Here is a 16,821-nt window from a genome sequence, read left to right on the forward strand (position 1 = left end):
GACATGGCGGGTTGGAACCCCTAGCATGTTCGTCCTTCGGACGGCTAACGGAGCGGCAAAAGCAGCGATTTCATATGTATCGACTCATGAGAAGAAGCAAGTTGAGAAGGAAAGAGCCCATTCGGCTGAGCGGGGTCGGGGGCGAAGGCAATGGCAGAGGCAATGGCGGAGGCAGTGAATCATGGCTTAACAGTTGCCACAGCGCTTATCCCCCCGAAAAGGCCGGTATTGATTTAGTAACGGTTGTAGGAGCGCCTATTTTATGCAAATCGGCGTGAATTGGCGGAATTTAAGACCAATAAGCGCTGTGGCAACCGTTATAGCCGAAATTCAAGCATTTCGAGCGAAATAGGCGCTGTGGCAACCGTTAGGGTTTAGAAGCAGTGCGAAGCGTCTCTAACCGGCGGCGATATATAGTGCGCGGTGACCAATTGAAAAAAACTGCACCCCGAATCAGGGGTGCAGTTCTGCAAGGCGGCAAAAGGCCGCTATTAGTAAGTCATGCCCGGGTAAAGCGGGTATTGCGACACCAAGTCGCTGACCATGCCGCGCGCTTTGGCAAGCACGGCTTCGTCCTTCGGATTCTTGAGCGTCATCGCGATGACTTCCGCGATCGTCTTCATCGCCTCTACGCCCATGCCGCGGGAAGTTGCCGCAGGCGTGCCGATCCGGATGCCGCTTGTGATGAACGGGCTTGTCGGATCGAACGGAATCGCGTTCTTGTTGACCGTAATTTGAACGGAATCAAGCACGTGCTCCGCGTCTTTGCCGGTGATGCCGAGGTTCCGAAGGTCGATCAGCATCAAGTGGTTGTCCGTACCGCCGGAAACGATGTTGATGCCTTGACCGACCAATGCTTCAGCAAGCGCTTTGGCATTGTCGATGACGTTCTTGCCGTATTCTTTGAACGAAGGCTGAAGCGCTTCGCCGAAAGCAACGGCTTTTGCCGCGATGATGTGCATCAAAGGACCACCCTGGGAGCCTGGGAACACCGCTTTGTCGATCGCTTGCGCCCATGCTTTGCGGCAAAGGATCATGCCGCCGCGAGGACCGCGAAGCGTTTTGTGCGTAGTCGTCGTCACGAAGTGCGCGTGCGGCACCGGGCTTGGGTGCAAGCCTGCGGCAACGAGACCCGCGATGTGCGCCATGTCGACGAAGAGCAGCGCGCCTACGTCGTTGGCGATTTTGCCGAGCTCTTCGAAATCAATGATGCGCGGGTATGCCGATGCGCCCGCAACGATCATGCGGGGACGGTGCTTGAATGCCAGCTTGCGCACTTCCGCGTAGTCGATCGTGAAGGTGTCTTCGCTTACGCCGTAAGGTACGAAGTTGTACAGAAGACCGGATGCGTTCACCGGGCTGCCGTGCGTCAAGTGACCGCCGTGAGCAAGGTTCATGCCGAGAACCGTGTCGCCCGGGTTCAGAGCGGCCAGGTAAACCGCCATGTTCGCTTGAGCGCCGGAGTGAGGCTGAACGTTCGCGTGCTCTGCGCCAAACAATTCCTTGGCACGGTTGCGCGCGATATCCTCCGCGATATCCACGTGCTCGCAGCCGCCGTAATAACGCTTGCCCGGATAGCCTTCCGCGTATTTGTTCGTCAGCACCGTTCCCATGGCTTCAAGAACCGCTTCGGAAACGATGTTCTCGGATGCGATCAGCTCGATGTTGTCGCGCTGGCGCTGCAGCTCAAGGCCAAGGGCTCTCATAATTTCGGGATCTTGTTTGCGTAGGTTTTCCATGTTGATTCGTCCTCCTTGATTAAATAAAAGATATCAATCGCATGTTCCGGCATTCGGCGCCAAGCCGGCTGCCTCACGCGTATAAACCGCACGTTCCCCGCCGATCAGCTTCGGCCGGGTATAAGCCATCGTCAAATGCGCCGACCCGATGGACCGGATCGTCCCGCGAACCGGCACCGCTACGCGTCTCAGGTGCATGCCGATAAAGGTGTCGCCGATATCGATGCCCGCATGGGCCAGTATCGTCTCGGCCAGCACCGCGTCCGGCAGCGTCTGATACGCGTAAGCCGCCATCGACCCGCCGGCCTTGCGCACCGGAATAGCCGACACGAGCTCCAGCCCGTACCGCTCCGCCGCTTCGCGTTCCAGCACGAGCGCCCGGTTCAGATGCTCGCAGCATTGGTAGACCGGATGGAAGCCCAGCTCCTGGCGAACGGCTTCCACGCCCGCGTAGATGGCCGCAGCCGTTTCAAGCGTGCCGGAGGTGCCGATGCGCTCGCCGAGCACTTCGCTGGTCGAGCAGCCAATCACAAGCAGCTGTCCTTCGCGCAAGCGGGAGACGGCCGCCAGCTCGCGGACGGCGGTTTCGACGTCCTTGGCCAGCGCAGCCGGTTCAATGCTCTTGCCGGGGTCGCGTTCGCTCATGTCCGGATCCGCTCCTTACTCGGATTTCGCCGCATCGGCGTATTGCGCTTCAAGCTTCATCACTTTGCCGACGCGGCCCACATGGCGCTCGCCGTTCGAGAACGGCGTTTCGAGCCAAATGCGGATGATTTCCTGAGCCACGCCAGGACCGATGACGCGCTCGCCCATCGCCAGCACGTTCGTATCGTTGTGCTCCCGGGTTGCTTTAGCCGAGAACATATCGTGCACAAGCGCGCAGCGAATGCCTCTGACTTTATTCGCGGCAATGGACATCCCGATGCCGGTTCCGCAGATCAGAATGCCGCGGTCGGCCTTGCCTTGTGCGACAAGCTCCGCGACAGGCAGCGCGTAATCCGGGTAGTCGACCGACTGTTCGCAGTCGCAGCCTACATCCTCAATATCGTGACCGAGCGATTTGATGAACGGGACCACTTCGTTCTTCAAGCGGTAGCCCGCATGGTCAGCTCCGATGGCGATTTTCATAAATCCAAATTCCTCCCAATGGATCCGCGCATGGCGGAAATTGTCGATTCGCAATGGCTTTAGTATACCTAATTTCGCCGAAAAAGACGAAAAAAGAGCAAGCATGCTTACGCACGCTGCTCTTTGCCCAGGCGACCGGCCGTATGATCCGATGCTCCACCGTGGTTTAACCCACTCTCGTCGCCAGTTACATCGGAAACCGTCTTTAGTTGCTTTTATCATAACGGATTGCGGGGTGAAAATCAATTGGTTCGGGAATAAACGGCATAAGCCTTCCTTTGGCGGTGCGAGCAGTTTTTTCCGGCGCCCCCGCCCATTTTTACCCTTGCAGCCGGTCGAGAAGCCGGCGTAGCGCCGCTTCAAGCTGGGCCGCGCTCTGCTCGTAAACCTCCAGGGAGCCGCCGAACGGATCGTCCACGTCGAAGCTTGGCATCTGCCGCTCCAGCTCGAGCAGCCGCGTGCGTTCTTCCTCCGACAGCTGCTGGCCGAGCGCCTGTTTGATATGCCAGCTCGAATAGAGCCCTTCCAGCTCGGCGATATTCGCCAGAACCTTCGGGTCCGTGTTCACGAACTCCAGCAGCGTATGCGTCTTGTCGACGGCGCTAGGATAGTGCTCCAACAGCTTTCTCTTATGGCTCCCGGTCATGGTCAAAATAAGATCCGCCCAGGCAACCGAGCCGCCTTCCAGCGCCTTCGAGGTTCCGCTATGCGCGATGTCGCGGCGCGACAGTACTTTTTGCGCGTGATTCGAGACAGGCAAGCCGTCGATGGTCGAGACGCCGGCGGAACGAATGTCCAGCTCCAAGCTCCGCTCCCGAGACAGCGCCCGAAGGATCGCTTCGGCCATAGGAGACCGGCATGTGTTGCCGGTACATACGAATAGTATCCGTTTCAAGCTTGGTCGCACCCCTCGTTAAATCAGAATAGAAACAGCAAGCCGAACGTGAACAAAATCACGCCTCCGCACGCTTCGCCGTACCCGCCCAGGCTCGCGCTAACCCTGCTGCCGAGCAGCAGGCCGAACACGGACATCGCCCCGCCCGCGATACCGAACATCAGTACCGTAAGCAGCATATCCGCCTCGAACATGCCAAGCGAGATGCCGACGGAGAATGAATCGATGCTGACGCCGAGCGCAAACAGCAGCATGCCCCACGAGCTGTTGTAATCGATCGATCCCACCGCGTCGCCTCGCAGCGAGCTGTAGATCATATGCCCGCCAAGCAGCAAGAGCAGCGCCCCGGCGGCCGTCGTCGCCACGCTGCCGAGCAGCGTGCTGACGTACTTGCCCGTGAAAATGCCCATCAGCGGCATGATCGTGTGAAAAATCGCGATGACCGCACTCAGCTTGATTATATCGAACAGCCGGATGCCTTTGAGCCCGATGCCGACACCCAGCGAAAAAGCATCCATCCCCAGCGCCAGCGCAATAATCATCAGCGTCAGCAATTGCCCGGCATGCATCCCCGCGTCAACCATTTCATCCACTCCTTGTCCGCAACCTCCTCACAATCATATGCGGACAAGAATGGAAAGATGTCCACCTTGCTTGCCGGCGCGGTGGAGTGAGACGGGGCTAAGTGCGTGAAAAGCCTGCGCACGGCTTGGCGTTTGATGCTTGAGCCGGCGCTGGCTCATGCTTCGCTCGGATCAAGGGCGCGCGTTAGGCGCGCGGGGTTAGGACCGGCCCGCAATTTGTAAGGCACTAGGCGCGAGAAGCTGGCTCGATACCGACCGCTTGCTACACGCGGATCACGTTGTGGCCGGCTGCTTTGGACAAACGGTTCATCAGCGCGTGACCGATGCCCGTCTCGGGGCAGGTCTCGGCCCAAATGCGCTGTACGCCCTGGCGATCGAACTCCCGCAGCGCGTGATAGAGGCCTTGCGCTGCCGTATCCAGCTGCGCCAGACTGCCGACAACGAGCACGCAGTCGGCTTCATACCGGGCAGCATGCTCGGCGAACGCGAGCACGCCCGTTCGCTCGCCGCGCTCCTTCGCCGCGCGGACCTTCGCCGCGATGTAGGCTTCGACGGCGTCTTGCTCGCCTCGGACCAAGCGCATTTCGCCCTGCGGGGCGTAATGCGCGTATTTCATGCCTGGCGAGCGCGGCGCCTCCGCCTTTGCAGCCGCAGGTGCGGCAGCCGCGGCCGCGATGCCGGCGCCCGGCTCAGCTACGGCGTCGTACTCGACGCGCGCCGCGACTTCGCGCAGCGCTTCGGCTGTTACGCCGCCGGGCCGCAGGATGCGTACCGCATCGCCGTCAACTTCCACGACGGTCGATTCCAGCCCGACGCCGGCCGCGCCGCCGTCGACGATGCCGTCAATGAGACCGCTTAGGTCATCGCGCACATGCGAGGCTAGCGTCGGACTCGGACGGCCGGAGCGGTTCGCGCTCGGCGCCGCCAGCGGACAGCCCGATGCCGCGAGCAGCCGCAGCGCGACCGGATGCGCCGGCATCCGTACGGCAACGGTTGCAAGCCCGGCGGTAACACGCGGTGATACCGCTCCCGGTTTCGCCGGCAGTACGATCGTCAGCGGTCCCGGCCAGAAGCGATCCATCAGCTTCGCGGCAAGGAGGGCCGAGCTTCCTTCAAGCGGAGCCGTCAGCTCCTCCAGCTGAGCACGATCCGAAATATGCACGATAAGCGGATTGTCGGATGGGCGTCCTTTTGCCTCGAAGATCCGTTCTACCGCTTCCGTGCGCCTTGCGTCGGCACCAAGGCCGTACACCGTTTCCGTCGGAAACGCGACGGTGCCTCCTGTCCGCAGCAGTTCTGCGGCCTCGTCTAGATCATTCTCCCGCGGATGATTGCCGTCTACTTCCCACTGCAATGTTTTTCTAAGATGGATGGTCAATGTCGTATCCCCAGCTTCTGCTTTGTTTTGCCCCATTATACCACATGCCGGGAAGCGGCACCCAAAGCGCACCTTGTTTATGTAAAAAGGGCTCCGCCCGCAGCCGCTGCGAGAGAGCCTTTGTTGATTGATCCAATTAGCTGAACAACCCTTTGAAAATGCTGATGATCGACTTGAGCAGATCCCACAAAAAAAATCTAACTTCCGGCTGCTTGGGTGCGTCATCTTTTTGAACTTCGGTTTGCTTGTTAGCCTGGTCTTTGGCAGGAGCGTCCGCTGATGCTTTGGTTACGTTCACGTCGTCATCTGCGCTTGCGCTCGCCGTCACCGCTGCTGCGGCAGGAGCCGAAGACTCCCCGCTCACCGCGTCAACGAAGCAAAGCGGAGGAAACAGCACGCACCACCAGTTCTGGCCTGCGCCTGCACCGAGGGTGATGCGGAGCGCTTCGTAATTGCCTGCAGGGTACACTTGTGTTCCGTATATTTTAGTTGGAAACGGCACAATGCCGAGTTCCGCCTTGAATTCATAGTGAAAGCCGCGCGAATTAAGCTTGGCCGCGATAATCGATTCAATCTCGCTCATATGGTTGCGGATGGTGACGCGTGCCGCTTCAATCGTTTGCGGACCGGCAACCCAGCCGTTCATTTCCGCCACGATCGCATCGCGAATCTCGCGTTTGACCAATTGGTCCGCAGCGCTGTCGGAGTTGGCCAAAATGCGCAGACGGATCGATTCCGACGGAATGCCGCCGCCTGCGATAGACGCATCGGCGCGTTGACTTTCCCAGCTCATGAGCAGCACGGCAGCGATAAGAAGAACATACCCATAAATCGGACGATAAGGAAAACGGGAATAAGTGCGAATCATAACGGCAAGCTCCTTTGTGGCACCCGTCGGTGCGGCGGCTTGCGTTCCGGAACGATCTTATTCCCCATTATGTCCCTAGCAGGGTCTCTCTAAACCTAGCAAGACTGGCAGTCTCGTAAAAGTTTCGTAGACGGCTGCGAACAAACGCTAACGAATCCAGTAATCCTTATTTGCGGAAAATGGGCTTCTTGAGGAAGCTAACGAACCTCAGAATCGCTATTCCCCTGAAACGGCCCCCAAATGACCCGACTTTAGAAAAATAACGACGCTGGAGTTCGTTAGCCCGGATTTCAGGCTGATTTCCTCATATAAGCGCTATACGGTTCGTTAGACAACGACAAACGAAAGGCATCCGCGTTATGGGTGCCCTCGTTATTTGTCGTTATTCCACTGCCAACACGTGGCGGCCGATGCCCGCGTAGTCGTCGATGATGCGCACCTCGCGCCAAGCGCCGATGCCGCGCAGCAGGTCGGCCACCGCCTCGGCTTGTCCCATGCCGAGCTCGAAGCCGACGATGCGCGGCAGCGCGGACAGCAGCGCGAGCTGCTCGGCCATGCGCCGGTACGGCGTGAGGCCGTCCTCGCCGCCGTCGAGCGCAAGGCGCGGCTCATGGTCGCGCACCTCCGTCTGCAGGCCGGCAATGTCACCCGCCGGGATGTACGGCGGGTTCGAGACGAGCACGTCGATGCGGAGGCCGGCCACATTTTCGGCCGCTGCATCGACGTGCGCACCGGGCCGCGGCTGCGCGAACGGCCCTAGCAGGTCGCCCTGCACGAACGTCATGCGCGCCGCTGCGCCATGGTGCTCCGCGTTCGTGCGGGCGACCGCCAGCGCGTCCGGCGACAGGTCGGACGCGCACACGCGCCATCGCGGACGCAGCGCAGCCAGCGTCACGCCGATGGCGCCGCTGCCGGTGCCGACGTCAACAACCGTCGGCACTCCGCCCGCCTCACCGCCCGCCTGCACAACATCGCTCCCGCTCGTCTCGCCCTCCCGTGCTCCGCCCGCCTCAGCGCCCGCCTGAACAGCATCGCTCCCGGCACCATCGTCCGCCCCACTCTCTCCAGCCGCCCCCGGCCATAGCCGGTCGGCCGCCTCCAGCACGGCCTCGACGAGAAGTTCCGTCTCCGGCCGCGGGATCAGCACCGCCGGCGTCACCTTGTACGGCAAGCCGTAAAACCACTGCTCACCGATCAAATACTGAACAGGCTCACCGGCTGCCTTGCGCGCCAGCAGCGCTTCCCACTGCTTCGCGTGCCGCTGAGGGAACGGATCGCGCCAATCGCGAAGCAGCGCGGCCCGGTCCAATCCGAGCACATGAAGAAGCAGCAGCTCCGCATTATTGCGCGGCTCGGTGATGCTCCGCGCCTCCAGCATCGACGCCGCGCGAACGCAAGCCTCCCCGATCATCAGCTGCTCCCAGCCTTCAATTGTACCTCCAACACTCAGCTCCTCCACAACCAGCACCCTCTCTTTCTACAACTTGTACTCCAACCTTACTCTTGCCTCTATATCCTGCATATAGTGCTCCTTGAGCCTCTCTTTGCTCGATATAGCCATATTCTCACCAATGTAGTGCTCCACGGGCACATCTTCGCACGAATTCGCTGCATTCTCGAACAATGTAGTGCTCTACGAGCACTTTTACTCTCGAATCCGCCACATTCCCGCCAATGTAGTGCTCTACGGGCACTTCTCGTTCGAATTCGCTGCATTCTCGAACAATGTAGTTCTCTACGGGCACTTTTACTCTCGAATCCGCCACATTTCCCGCCAATGTAGTGCTCCACGGGCACATCTTCGCACGAATTCGCTGCATTCTCGAACAATGCTCATTCCTGTACTTACTCTTGACCTCTATATCCTGCTCATCCCGGTACTTACTCCTGCCCTCTGTGTCCTGCTCGTCCATGTACTCGCTCTTGCTCTTTGTCTCGCTCGCCGTTATCTCTTGCCCTCTATATCCCGATTCTGCCTATTTTCGCACAACTACTAATATATGTACCTAAGCCTCGACCCCATCCTTGCTGTTGTCCTATTCTCTATTCCAGTTCCTTACTCCGAACCGTCTCACAAGCTTATAACTATACAAACGGGAGCAGCCTAAGCCGCTCCCGTCATCCATAAATCAAGCCATATTTTCGCGTTCCATCAGTTCCGTCTGGGCGGTCAATGTAAGCGCGTTGATGATTTCTTCCATGTCTCCGTTCAGAACGGAGTCCAGCTTGTGCAGCGTCAACCCGATCCGGTGGTCCGTTACCCGGCTTTGCGGGTAGTTGTACGTCCGGATCCGCTCGCTGCGGTCGCCCGTACCGACTTTGCTCTTGCGCTCGCCGGCATATTTCGCTTCTTCCTCTTGGCGGCGGATGTCCGAAATCCGCGCGCGAAGCACTTGAAGCGCCTTCGCTTTGTTCTCGTTCTGCGACTTGCCGTCCTGGCACTGAGCCATGATGCCTGTCGGAACGTGAAGCACGCGCACGGCCGATTTGGTCGTGTTGACGGACTGACCGCCCGCGCCGCTGGAGCAGAACGTATCGATCCGGATGTCCTTGTCGAGGATCTCAACTTCGACTTCCTCAACCTCCGGCATAACCGCAACGGTCGACGTCGACGTATGAATCCGGCCGCCCGACTCCGTTACCGGAATACGCTGCACGCGGTGCGCGCCGCTCTCGTACTTCAGCTTGCTGTACGCGCCTTTGCCCGCCACCATAAAGATAATCTCTTTAAAGCCGCCGAGGTCGCTCTCGCTCGCTTCCATAACCTCGACCTTCCAGCCTTGCGTATCCGCAAACTTCGTATACATGCGATAGAGATCCGATGCGAACAGCGCCGCTTCGTCGCCGCCGGCCGCGCCGCGGATTTCGACGATGACGTTCTTGTCGTCGTTCGGGTCTTTCGGCAGAAGCAGCACTTGAATCTCTGCTTCCAGCTCGGTTTTGCGCTCGCTCAGCTCGTCGATTTCCATCTTCACCATTTCGCGCATTTCATCGTCCAGCTTCTCGTTCTGCATCACTTTCGCATCATCAAGCTGCTCGGACACCTGCTTATATTCCGTATATGCCGCGTAAGGGGCCTGCAAGTCCGACTGCTCTTTGGAGTAGTCGCGCAGCTTCTTCGGATCGCTCGCGACATCCGGATCGCAAAGCAGCTCGCTCAATTTCTCATACCGGTCAGCGAGTGCCTGTAAACGGTCCAACACTGTCATTCACCTCTATTTTTTATAATAAATCCTATTGGTCGTTCCATTAGTATAACATAACGCACGCTAATCCATAAACGTGACAATTCTGGAGAATTTGCCGGCTTTCGCATAGCGGCCGCCGCCGCGCACAGCAAAAGGACCCGAGCTATCGGGTCCCTGCATCACACTGCATTACACGTTGAAACGGAAATGCATGACGTCGCCGTCCTGCACGATATACTCTTTGCCCTCCAGGCGGAGCTGCCCTCTTTCCTTAGCCGCGTTCATCGAGCCCGCAGCCATCAGATCTTCGTAGGACACCACTTCCGCACGGATAAAGCCGCGTTCAAAATCAGTATGAATGACGCCGGCCGCTTGCGGCGCCTTCATGCCTTTGCGGATCGTCCAAGCGCGTACTTCCTGCACGCCCGCCGTGAAGTACGTGTACAAGCCAAGCAGCTTGTATGCCGCGCGGATCAGACGGTTCAGGCCGGATTCCGCAAGGCCGAGCTCAGCCAGGAACATTTCCTTGTCCTCGCCCTCCAGCTCCGCGATCTCGGCTTCCACCTTCGCGCTGATCGGCACAACCTCCGCGCCTTCGGCTTTCGCGAATTCGCGGACAAGCTCCACGTAGCTGTTGCCTTCGGAGTTAGCCGCTTCGCCTTCGCTTACGTTCGCCGCATACAGCACCGGCTTCATCGTCAGCAGGTGCAGGTCGCGGATCAGCAGCTTCTCGTCATCAGTGAGCTCTACGCTGCGCGCAGGCTGATCGTTGTACAGCGCTTCTTTGATCCGCTCGAGCGTTTCAACCTCTTGCGCAATCTTCTTGTCGCCGCCCTTGAGGTTTTTGCGGGAGCGCTCGATTTTGCGATCGACCGAGTCGATATCCGCCAGAATCAACTCCAGGTTGATCGTATTGATGTCTCCGATCGGATCCACTTTGCCCGATACGTGCGTGATGTTCTCGTCTTGGAAGCAGCGCACGACGTGCACGATCGCGTCCACTTCGCGGATGTGCGCAAGGAACTTGTTGCCGAGGCCTTCGCCTTTGCTCGCGCCTTTTACGATCCCTGCGATATCGATGAATTCAAATGCGGTCGGAACCGTTTTGTTCGGCACGACCAGCTCCGTCAATTTATCCAGACGCTCATCCGGCACTTCCACGACGCCGACGTTCGGGTCGATCGTGCAGAACGGATAGTTCGCGGATTCAGCGCCCGCTTGCGTAATTGCATTAAATAAAGTCGATTTGCCCACGTTAGGCAAGCCGACGATGCCAGCTTTCAAAGCCATTGATAAGGACACCCCTGTTCCGTAATAAACAATCTCAAAACATTATACATGAAGGGGGGGAAATAAAAAAGCAAGATCCGCCCTATCCGATTGTAAACTTACGCCAATAAGGCGCCTGTCCCGCTCCTGCATGCCGCCCCCTGATTCCGAACATACTACATCACGAGCGACATCCTTCGGAGGTGAACCCGGCATGGAGAACCAGACCCATAAAGGCAATTACAAAGGCACAACCAAGATGCACGCGAAAAATCAGGATATGGCCTTCGTCAACGATACGATCGAGGATGCCAAGTCCGTCACCAACTACAGCAACGTGAAGAAGGAAACCGATAAGTAATCCGCCTGTCCGAACTTCCTCCCTCTCAAAAAAGAGTGCCCGCCAGATCATCGCCGACCTGCGGGCACTCTTTTACTTGCCTACGGCTTGCTTACGCCTGTGTAAACATGAATCGCATCCCGCAAAAACTCGGCCGTTCCCGGCTGGTCCGCATCGTAATACGCCGTGAACCGCGCGTCGTCGACGTACATCTGCGACAAATTCGCATGGGCTTCCTTGCTGTAATCGCTCCAGTAAAAGGTCAGCCATTGACGGTGCAAATCCGCCGCCTTCTGAGCGAGCTCGCCCGCCGGATCGCCTTGCTTGAACGCCTCCGCGAGCGTCTCCTTGATTTCCTCCGCCAGTTGGGTAACCCGCTCATGCTCTTCCTGCGTCATATTTTTAAGCTTGGCATTGGACTTGTTCACCGCATCGTCGCCGTATTTCTCGCGCGCTTCCTTGCCGTGCTTCTGCTCGTTCTCGTCAATCATGCGCTGCTTGAAGCCTTCGAATTTCGCTTTATCGCTCATCGTCATTCTCCCTTCGGCCGCCGCGATCGTTTGCTCCACGTTCGCAATCAGCATATCGAGCTGCTTTCGTTTGTCGAGGAGCTGCTCCTTGTGCTGCCTTAGGGCCGCGTTTCCGTCAAAGGACGGGTCATTCATGATTGCGTTAATGCTCTCCAGACTGACGCCAAGCTCCCGGTAAAATAAAATCTGCTGCAGCCTGTCGACCTCCGCCTGACCGTAGATGCGGTAGCCCGAGGAGTTCATTCTTGCCGGCTTAAGAAGACCTACCTCGTCGTAATACCGCAATGTCCTTGTGCTGACGCCCGCGAGCCTGCCCAGCTTCTGCACGGTATATTCCACAGCTTCACCTCCCGACAACCCCACTCTACACCTTTACGCAACGTGAATGTCAAACCTATTTTTCGGCCGAATCAGACCCACGCATCGGTATCGTAACCGCGCTCTTCCCAGTATCCGGTGTGATTCCCCTCGATCAGCTCGATCCGGTTCAGCCACTTCACCGACTTGTAGGCGTACATTTTCGGCACGATCAGCCGCACCGGACCTCCGAGGTCGCTTGGAATCGGCTTGCCGTCATGCAGCACCGCCACCATGACATCGTCCATGTCGGCTTGCTCTAGCGTCAGCGAGTCGGTATAAACACCGTCCCCGGAATAAAATTTCACCGTCTTAGCCGAAGGCTTCACGCCGGCCATCTTCAAGAAATCCTTCAGCTTGATGCCCTCCCACGTATTGCCGAGCACCGACCAGCCGGTGACGCAGTGAAAATCGCTGACCTGCGCCTCCCGCTTCAGCGCCACGAATTGCTCCCAATTCCATTGCTGCGGCTTTTCTACAAGCCCGTCGATAATGAACGTAAAATTGCTGTTATCGAATGCCGGAATCGGCGTTACCGTGTAGATGCGGAACGAGCCGCGGCTTCCCCCGCCGATCGGCGGCGAAGAAGCCGGCAGCGGTTTCGGCGCTGGAATCAGGTTATTGGCATCCGCCTGGATGACTTCGTCCAGCTGTGCGCCCGGGCTCATCTGATTGCCGAGCCATTTCAGAAAAGAAGGCCCGACCGCCACGGCGATGCCTGCGCCCACGACCGTCCGGATAAACGCCCGTCTCGACATAACGGCCTCCGGCTTTGCAGCCGGATGCAAGCCTTCACGCGCGCTCCCGGTTTTGATCGTGCGCCGATGCGGCTCCTTCAGCCACTTCAGCCGGGTGAGGGAGTGATAAATGATATAAGGAAGTCCGGTCCACGTCAGCACGTCATGAACATAGAGAGCATTGTTCGACCAGGCCGGACCGACGGCCTTGAATTGCCATAGCAGCAGGCCGGACAACAGCCAGCCGACCAGCAGCCCCAGCACGATAAGGACGTTGGCCTTCTGCAACCGCTTCCCTTTTAGCTGCTTCCAATGCTTCCCCGCCAGCGCCAGATAATAAAGAACCGGTATCAGCGAAGCGATGCCGACCACGATATGAACATAACGAATGATGACTCTGCCCTCGCCCAAAATGCCGCGCCACAGCCCTTGGAACAAAATAAGCCCGGTCAGCGCGAGAATGACAACGATCCACCCATTCCATGAGTGAAGAGAAACCAGTTTCTTCCCATAGCCTTTGCGCAGATTGGCCAGCCATTTCTGCATCGGTCCGTCCCCCTTGTCGTTTACTCCTTTGTATAACGTAATAGACGTGGAATCGGTTATAAAAATCCCGCTGAAACGTATGTATTTTTTGTATGGCCGAAAACTTCAGGCAAACAACGAAGCCCTCACGCCATGTCGGCGCGAGGGCTTGTTCTTGCTGACTTTACAGCTGGCCTTGAATTTTGTTTTTCAGGGCGTCTTTGGATTGCAGACCGACCATTTTGTCAACCGGTTGGCCGTTTTTGAACAGGATCAGCGTAGGGATCGACATGACGCCGAATTGGGATGCCAGTTCAGGCTCCTCGTCTACGTTGATTTTTGCGATTGTAGCCGTACCTGAAAGCTCGCCTGCAAGCTCTTCTACGATTGGAAGCTGCATTTTGCAAGGTCCGCACCATGGCGCCCAGAAATCAACGAGCGTTACGCCGCTCTCGATGCTTTGGTTGAATGTGTCTTTCGTCAATGCTACTGCCATAATCATTCATCCTCTCTATTTAATAAGTTCACAAGCTTATGGGAAGGGAAGCCCCGTCTCACCTAATTCAGCATTGCTTGCATTCCTTTATCTGACCTAATACATCGGAAATCGTAATGCCGCCAAAATAGCTTTCCAGCTGCTTCTCCGCCCTGCAGAAAATACCGTCCATCACTTCCCGCATGTTGGAGCCGACTACGCAGTCCATCTCCGGGTTGCCCGAGCACCAGCTCGGAATGACGGAGCCCTGCGCCATCAGCTTGTAAATATCGGCCAAAGTGACGACCGCCGGATCAAGCGTCAGCCGGTAGCCGCCGCCCGCGCCTTCCCGCGTATCGACGTAACCGCCGCGCTTCAAGCAGCTCATCACTTTGCGGATCCGCGCCGGATTGGTCGCGACATTGTCGGCAATGGCCTCGCTAGGCGCCATACGCTCCGGCAAATAAGCCAGATAAACTAAACTGTGTACGGCAATGGTGAATTCGCTGTTCATGCTTTAACGGCACCCCGCTTTGTACTGTAATCATATCAGTTACAGTTATTCCTGTCAACAGCGGCAGTTATCCTATTTTGCGAATTCGGGCCTCGATCTATGCAAGCTTCTAGTCGAACAACTCCAGCTGTTCGGCGGTTTCCTTTGGCGGGGGCGGCAAGCGGAACGAACCGCGCGGCGGCAGCTGGTGCAGCATCGCCATCAGCTGCAGCGCGTTATCCGCCGCATCCCCGCCGGAATTGTTGTTGAAGAGGACGCAGACCGTGCCGGTGTGCTGTTCAAGGCGCTTTAGCCGCTCCGCCCATTCCGCGAGCTCCGTTTCATGATAGCGGTAAAGGTAGCGTACATCCCGCCAATTCGGTTGTCCGGCGGACACCCAGCCATCCGTGTTGCGGCCGTGCAGCCTCACCAAAGTGTACCGGTCATCCGTGGTCGCCTCCACGATCGGGATGGATCCGTCACCTGCCTGCGGTTCATCGCATACCGTATGTATCCAGCCCTCGCGCTTTGTGAAGGCCAGCGTCTTCTCCCGCATCTCCGGCGCGAACCAGCTCTGATGCCGGAATTCCAGCGCAACGGGCACATCGCCCATGAGCGCCTTGGCGGTCCGCAGCGTGTTTACATTGGGCCGGGTACAGTTAAACCATGGCGGGTATTGAAACAGGACGGCCAACAGCTTGCCCGCTTTGCGAATGGGCTCGATCGCGTCCAAGAAGGCCTGGAACATCGCCCGTTCGCTCTCATACGGGTGAAATCCTTTGCCGCCGCGCGCATGCCCAGTCATGCCCTGGTAAGCTTTGATGACGAAACGGAAGTTTTCCGGCGTTTCCGCCGCCCATTTTTCGAGCGTCTGCGGCGATTGGATGGCGTAGAAGGTGCTATCCACTTCAACGACGCGGAACCATTGCGCATAGGCCGGCAGTTTGTTTTTGGCGCTGCCCGCATCCCGGTATAGCTCTGAATGATCGCCCCAGCCGCATAAACCGATCTCGATCATGCGTAACGTCCCCTCCCTTAGCCCATAAGCCTGCATGTCCCTTGCTTGATCAGCTAAACTACATTAGCATGGGTTATGAGATTAAGTTTACTTCCCGATTCGTTCGGAAATCAAATATTAGCCGAAAGGTTGTCGTTCCCGCATGCATATTGACGTTTACTCCGATGTGGTCTGTCCATGGTGCCGCATTGGCAAGCAAAATTTAACCCGCGCGATCGCGATGTGGTCGGAGACAAACGATGAGCCCGTTACCGTCGCCTTTCATGCGTACCAGCTCGATCCCGGGCTGCCGCCCGAAGGGCGCCCGTTTGATGAAGTGATGATCAAAAAGATGGGCGGCGGCCCTGAATCGCTCAAGCGCGCTACCCAGCATGTCACGCAAGCGGGGGCGGCCGTTGGCGTCACGTTCCGGTTTGACCGGGTCACGCGGATGCCGAACACGTATCTGGCGCACCGCTTTATTGCGCTGCTGCCTGAAGACCGCAAAGAGGAGGCGGTGGATGAGCTTTTCCGCGCCTATTTCGAGGAAGGCTTGGACGTCGCGCAGATGAGCGTCATCCTGTCGGTTGCCGAACGTCTCGGCGTATTTTCGCCTGACCTTCAGGAAAGACTCGAGCGCGGCGAGGGCAGAGAAGCGGTTGACGCCGACCTTCGCAAAGCGCAGCAGCTGGGCATTACCGGCGTACCCTTCTTCATCTTCAATAACCGCTATGCGCTTTCCGGCGCCTACCCGGCCGAGGAGATGTTCGGCCTGATGGGCGGCGTCAATACGGGCGTATAATGATGGAACGGAAACAGTCCTTCGTACGGAGACCCGCTGCTGGAGGAGGAAAGCCGCAAGAGCTTCGATTTCTTGATCGGCATCGATAAAGGGATTACGCTGCTCATGCTGGAGAATTACCGGAGCGGCTTCGTCTGGAAGCAGTACATGAAGAACGCCCATGTTCGTTGGACTGAAAAAAGCGGCGGTCCGTTAATGACCGCCGCCAATGACCCGTAGTCCGGCAACACCGATAATAATCATCGCGATAAAGAGCAGTTTGCTTTTGTTTTTGGATTCGCCGAACGCAAGCATCCCGAGCAGCACGCTGCCGACCGAGCCGATTCCCGTCCATACGCCGTACGCCGTGCTGATCGGAATATCTTGAAGCGATCTCGACAGGAAGTAGAAGCTGACGGCCCCTGACGCTAGCGCGAGCAGCGTGCCCTTCCAGTTTTTGAACCCGTTCGACAGCTTCATCCCCGTTACGCCGCCTACTTCGCCCAATCCCGAAATAAGCAAGAACAACCAAGCCAT

The 16,821-nt window shown here is 57.8% G+C and carries 19 protein-coding genes and 1 riboswitch; of the genes, 3 read left to right on the forward strand and 16 right to left on the reverse strand.

Annotated features, from left to right (window positions below):
* Window positions 1-491 precede the first annotated feature (491 nt).
* The 10 genes from DL346_RS23445 to ychF all read right to left on the reverse strand — a co-directional run bounded on the left by DL346_RS23445 (window position 492) and on the right by ychF (window position 11,070).
* Window positions 492-1,739 (reverse strand): serine hydroxymethyltransferase, encoded by a 1,248-nt coding sequence (locus tag DL346_RS23445; RefSeq protein WP_112884823.1) that lies wholly within the window; start codon window positions 1,737-1,739, stop codon window positions 492-494.
* Between the two features lie 33 nt (window positions 1,740-1,772).
* A complete protein-coding gene (locus DL346_RS23450; RefSeq protein WP_112884824.1) occupies window positions 1,773-2,384 on the reverse strand; it encodes a TIGR01440 family protein in 612 nt (203 codons plus the stop codon).
* Between the two features lie 15 nt (window positions 2,385-2,399).
* On the reverse strand, window positions 2,400-2,867 hold the full coding sequence (gene rpiB / locus DL346_RS23455) for a ribose 5-phosphate isomerase B (RefSeq protein ID WP_112884825.1): 468 nt from the start codon (window positions 2,865-2,867) through the stop codon (window positions 2,400-2,402).
* A 118-nt stretch (window positions 2,868-2,985) separates the two neighbouring features.
* Window positions 2,986-3,068, reverse strand: a riboswitch (ZMP/ZTP riboswitch).
* 118 nt (window positions 3,069-3,186) lie between these two features.
* Window positions 3,187-3,762, reverse strand: coding sequence for a low molecular weight protein arginine phosphatase (locus DL346_RS23460; protein ID WP_112884826.1), 576 nt, complete (start codon window positions 3,760-3,762; stop codon window positions 3,187-3,189).
* Between the two features lie 23 nt (window positions 3,763-3,785).
* A complete protein-coding gene (locus tag DL346_RS23465; RefSeq protein WP_112885081.1) occupies window positions 3,786-4,346 on the reverse strand; it encodes a manganese efflux pump MntP in 561 nt (186 codons plus the stop codon).
* A 262-nt stretch (window positions 4,347-4,608) separates the two neighbouring features.
* Window positions 4,609-5,760, reverse strand: coding sequence for an L-threonylcarbamoyladenylate synthase (locus DL346_RS23470; RefSeq protein ID WP_112884827.1), 1,152 nt, complete (start codon window positions 5,758-5,760; stop codon window positions 4,609-4,611).
* Between the two features lie 100 nt (window positions 5,761-5,860).
* Window positions 5,861-6,592 carry a stage II sporulation protein R gene (gene spoIIR / locus DL346_RS23475; protein WP_112884828.1) on the reverse strand — a complete coding sequence of 244 codons (732 nt, stop codon included), beginning with the start codon at window positions 6,590-6,592 and terminating at the stop codon, window positions 5,861-5,863.
* A gap of 382 nt (window positions 6,593-6,974) precedes the next feature.
* Window positions 6,975-8,051, reverse strand: coding sequence for a N5-glutamine methyltransferase family protein (locus DL346_RS23480; protein WP_240633381.1), 1,077 nt, complete (start codon window positions 8,049-8,051; stop codon window positions 6,975-6,977).
* 670 nt (window positions 8,052-8,721) lie between these two features.
* Window positions 8,722-9,795 carry a peptide chain release factor 1 gene (gene prfA / locus DL346_RS23490; RefSeq protein WP_112884830.1) on the reverse strand — a complete coding sequence of 358 codons (1,074 nt, stop codon included), beginning with the start codon at window positions 9,793-9,795 and terminating at the stop codon, window positions 8,722-8,724.
* A 174-nt stretch (window positions 9,796-9,969) separates the two neighbouring features.
* Entirely contained in the window at window positions 9,970-11,070 is a 1,101-nt protein-coding gene (ychF, locus tag DL346_RS23495; RefSeq protein ID WP_112884831.1) for a redox-regulated ATPase YchF, read from the reverse strand.
* A 193-nt stretch (window positions 11,071-11,263) separates the two neighbouring features.
* Between ychF and DL346_RS29180 the strand changes: the two genes are divergently transcribed.
* Window positions 11,264-11,410: a hypothetical protein gene (locus DL346_RS29180; RefSeq protein WP_165822640.1), complete on the forward strand. Its 147-nt coding sequence runs from the start codon at window positions 11,264-11,266 to the stop codon at window positions 11,408-11,410.
* Window positions 11,411-11,490: 80 nt separating this feature from the next.
* Here DL346_RS29180 and DL346_RS23500 read toward each other — a convergent pair whose 3' ends face one another.
* From DL346_RS23500 to DL346_RS23520, 5 genes are all read right to left on the reverse strand, one after another.
* Complete coding sequence (locus tag DL346_RS23500; protein WP_112884832.1) at window positions 11,491-12,258, reverse strand: MerR family transcriptional regulator; 768 nt, start codon at window positions 12,256-12,258, stop codon at window positions 11,491-11,493.
* A gap of 71 nt (window positions 12,259-12,329) precedes the next feature.
* The gene (locus DL346_RS23505) at window positions 12,330-13,559 is read right to left on the reverse strand and encodes a molybdopterin-dependent oxidoreductase (RefSeq protein ID WP_112884833.1); all 1,230 of its coding nucleotides are present in this window, start codon (window positions 13,557-13,559) and stop codon (window positions 12,330-12,332) included.
* A gap of 163 nt (window positions 13,560-13,722) precedes the next feature.
* Window positions 13,723-14,034, reverse strand: coding sequence for a thioredoxin (trxA, locus tag DL346_RS23510; protein ID WP_112884834.1), 312 nt, complete (start codon window positions 14,032-14,034; stop codon window positions 13,723-13,725).
* A gap of 67 nt (window positions 14,035-14,101) precedes the next feature.
* Entirely contained in the window at window positions 14,102-14,527 is a 426-nt protein-coding gene (locus DL346_RS23515) for an RrF2 family transcriptional regulator (protein ID WP_112884835.1), read from the reverse strand.
* 109 nt (window positions 14,528-14,636) lie between these two features.
* Window positions 14,637-15,524 carry a DUF72 domain-containing protein gene (locus DL346_RS23520; protein WP_112884836.1) on the reverse strand — a complete coding sequence of 296 codons (888 nt, stop codon included), beginning with the start codon at window positions 15,522-15,524 and terminating at the stop codon, window positions 14,637-14,639.
* A gap of 142 nt (window positions 15,525-15,666) precedes the next feature.
* Here DL346_RS23520 and DL346_RS23525 point away from each other — a divergent pair, with 142 nt between their 5' ends.
* The gene (locus DL346_RS23525) at window positions 15,667-16,305 is read left to right on the forward strand and encodes a DsbA family oxidoreductase (RefSeq protein ID WP_112884837.1); all 639 of its coding nucleotides are present in this window, start codon (window positions 15,667-15,669) and stop codon (window positions 16,303-16,305) included.
* 72 nt (window positions 16,306-16,377) lie between these two features.
* Window positions 16,378-16,524, forward strand: coding sequence for a glucoamylase family protein (locus DL346_RS23530; protein WP_206098577.1), 147 nt, complete (start codon window positions 16,378-16,380; stop codon window positions 16,522-16,524).
* Here the strand turns inward: DL346_RS23530 and DL346_RS23535 are convergent.
* Window positions 16,498-16,821 carry a DMT family transporter gene (locus DL346_RS23535; RefSeq protein WP_112884839.1) on the reverse strand — a complete coding sequence of 108 codons (324 nt, stop codon included), beginning with the start codon at window positions 16,819-16,821 and terminating at the stop codon, window positions 16,498-16,500. The two genes, DL346_RS23530 and DL346_RS23535, sit on opposite strands and share 27 nt — an antisense overlap.

The sequence above is a fragment of the Paenibacillus montanisoli genome, assembly GCF_003268025.1.
Classification (GTDB): Bacteria; Bacillota; Bacilli; order Paenibacillales; family Paenibacillaceae; genus Paenibacillus_Z; species Paenibacillus_Z montanisoli.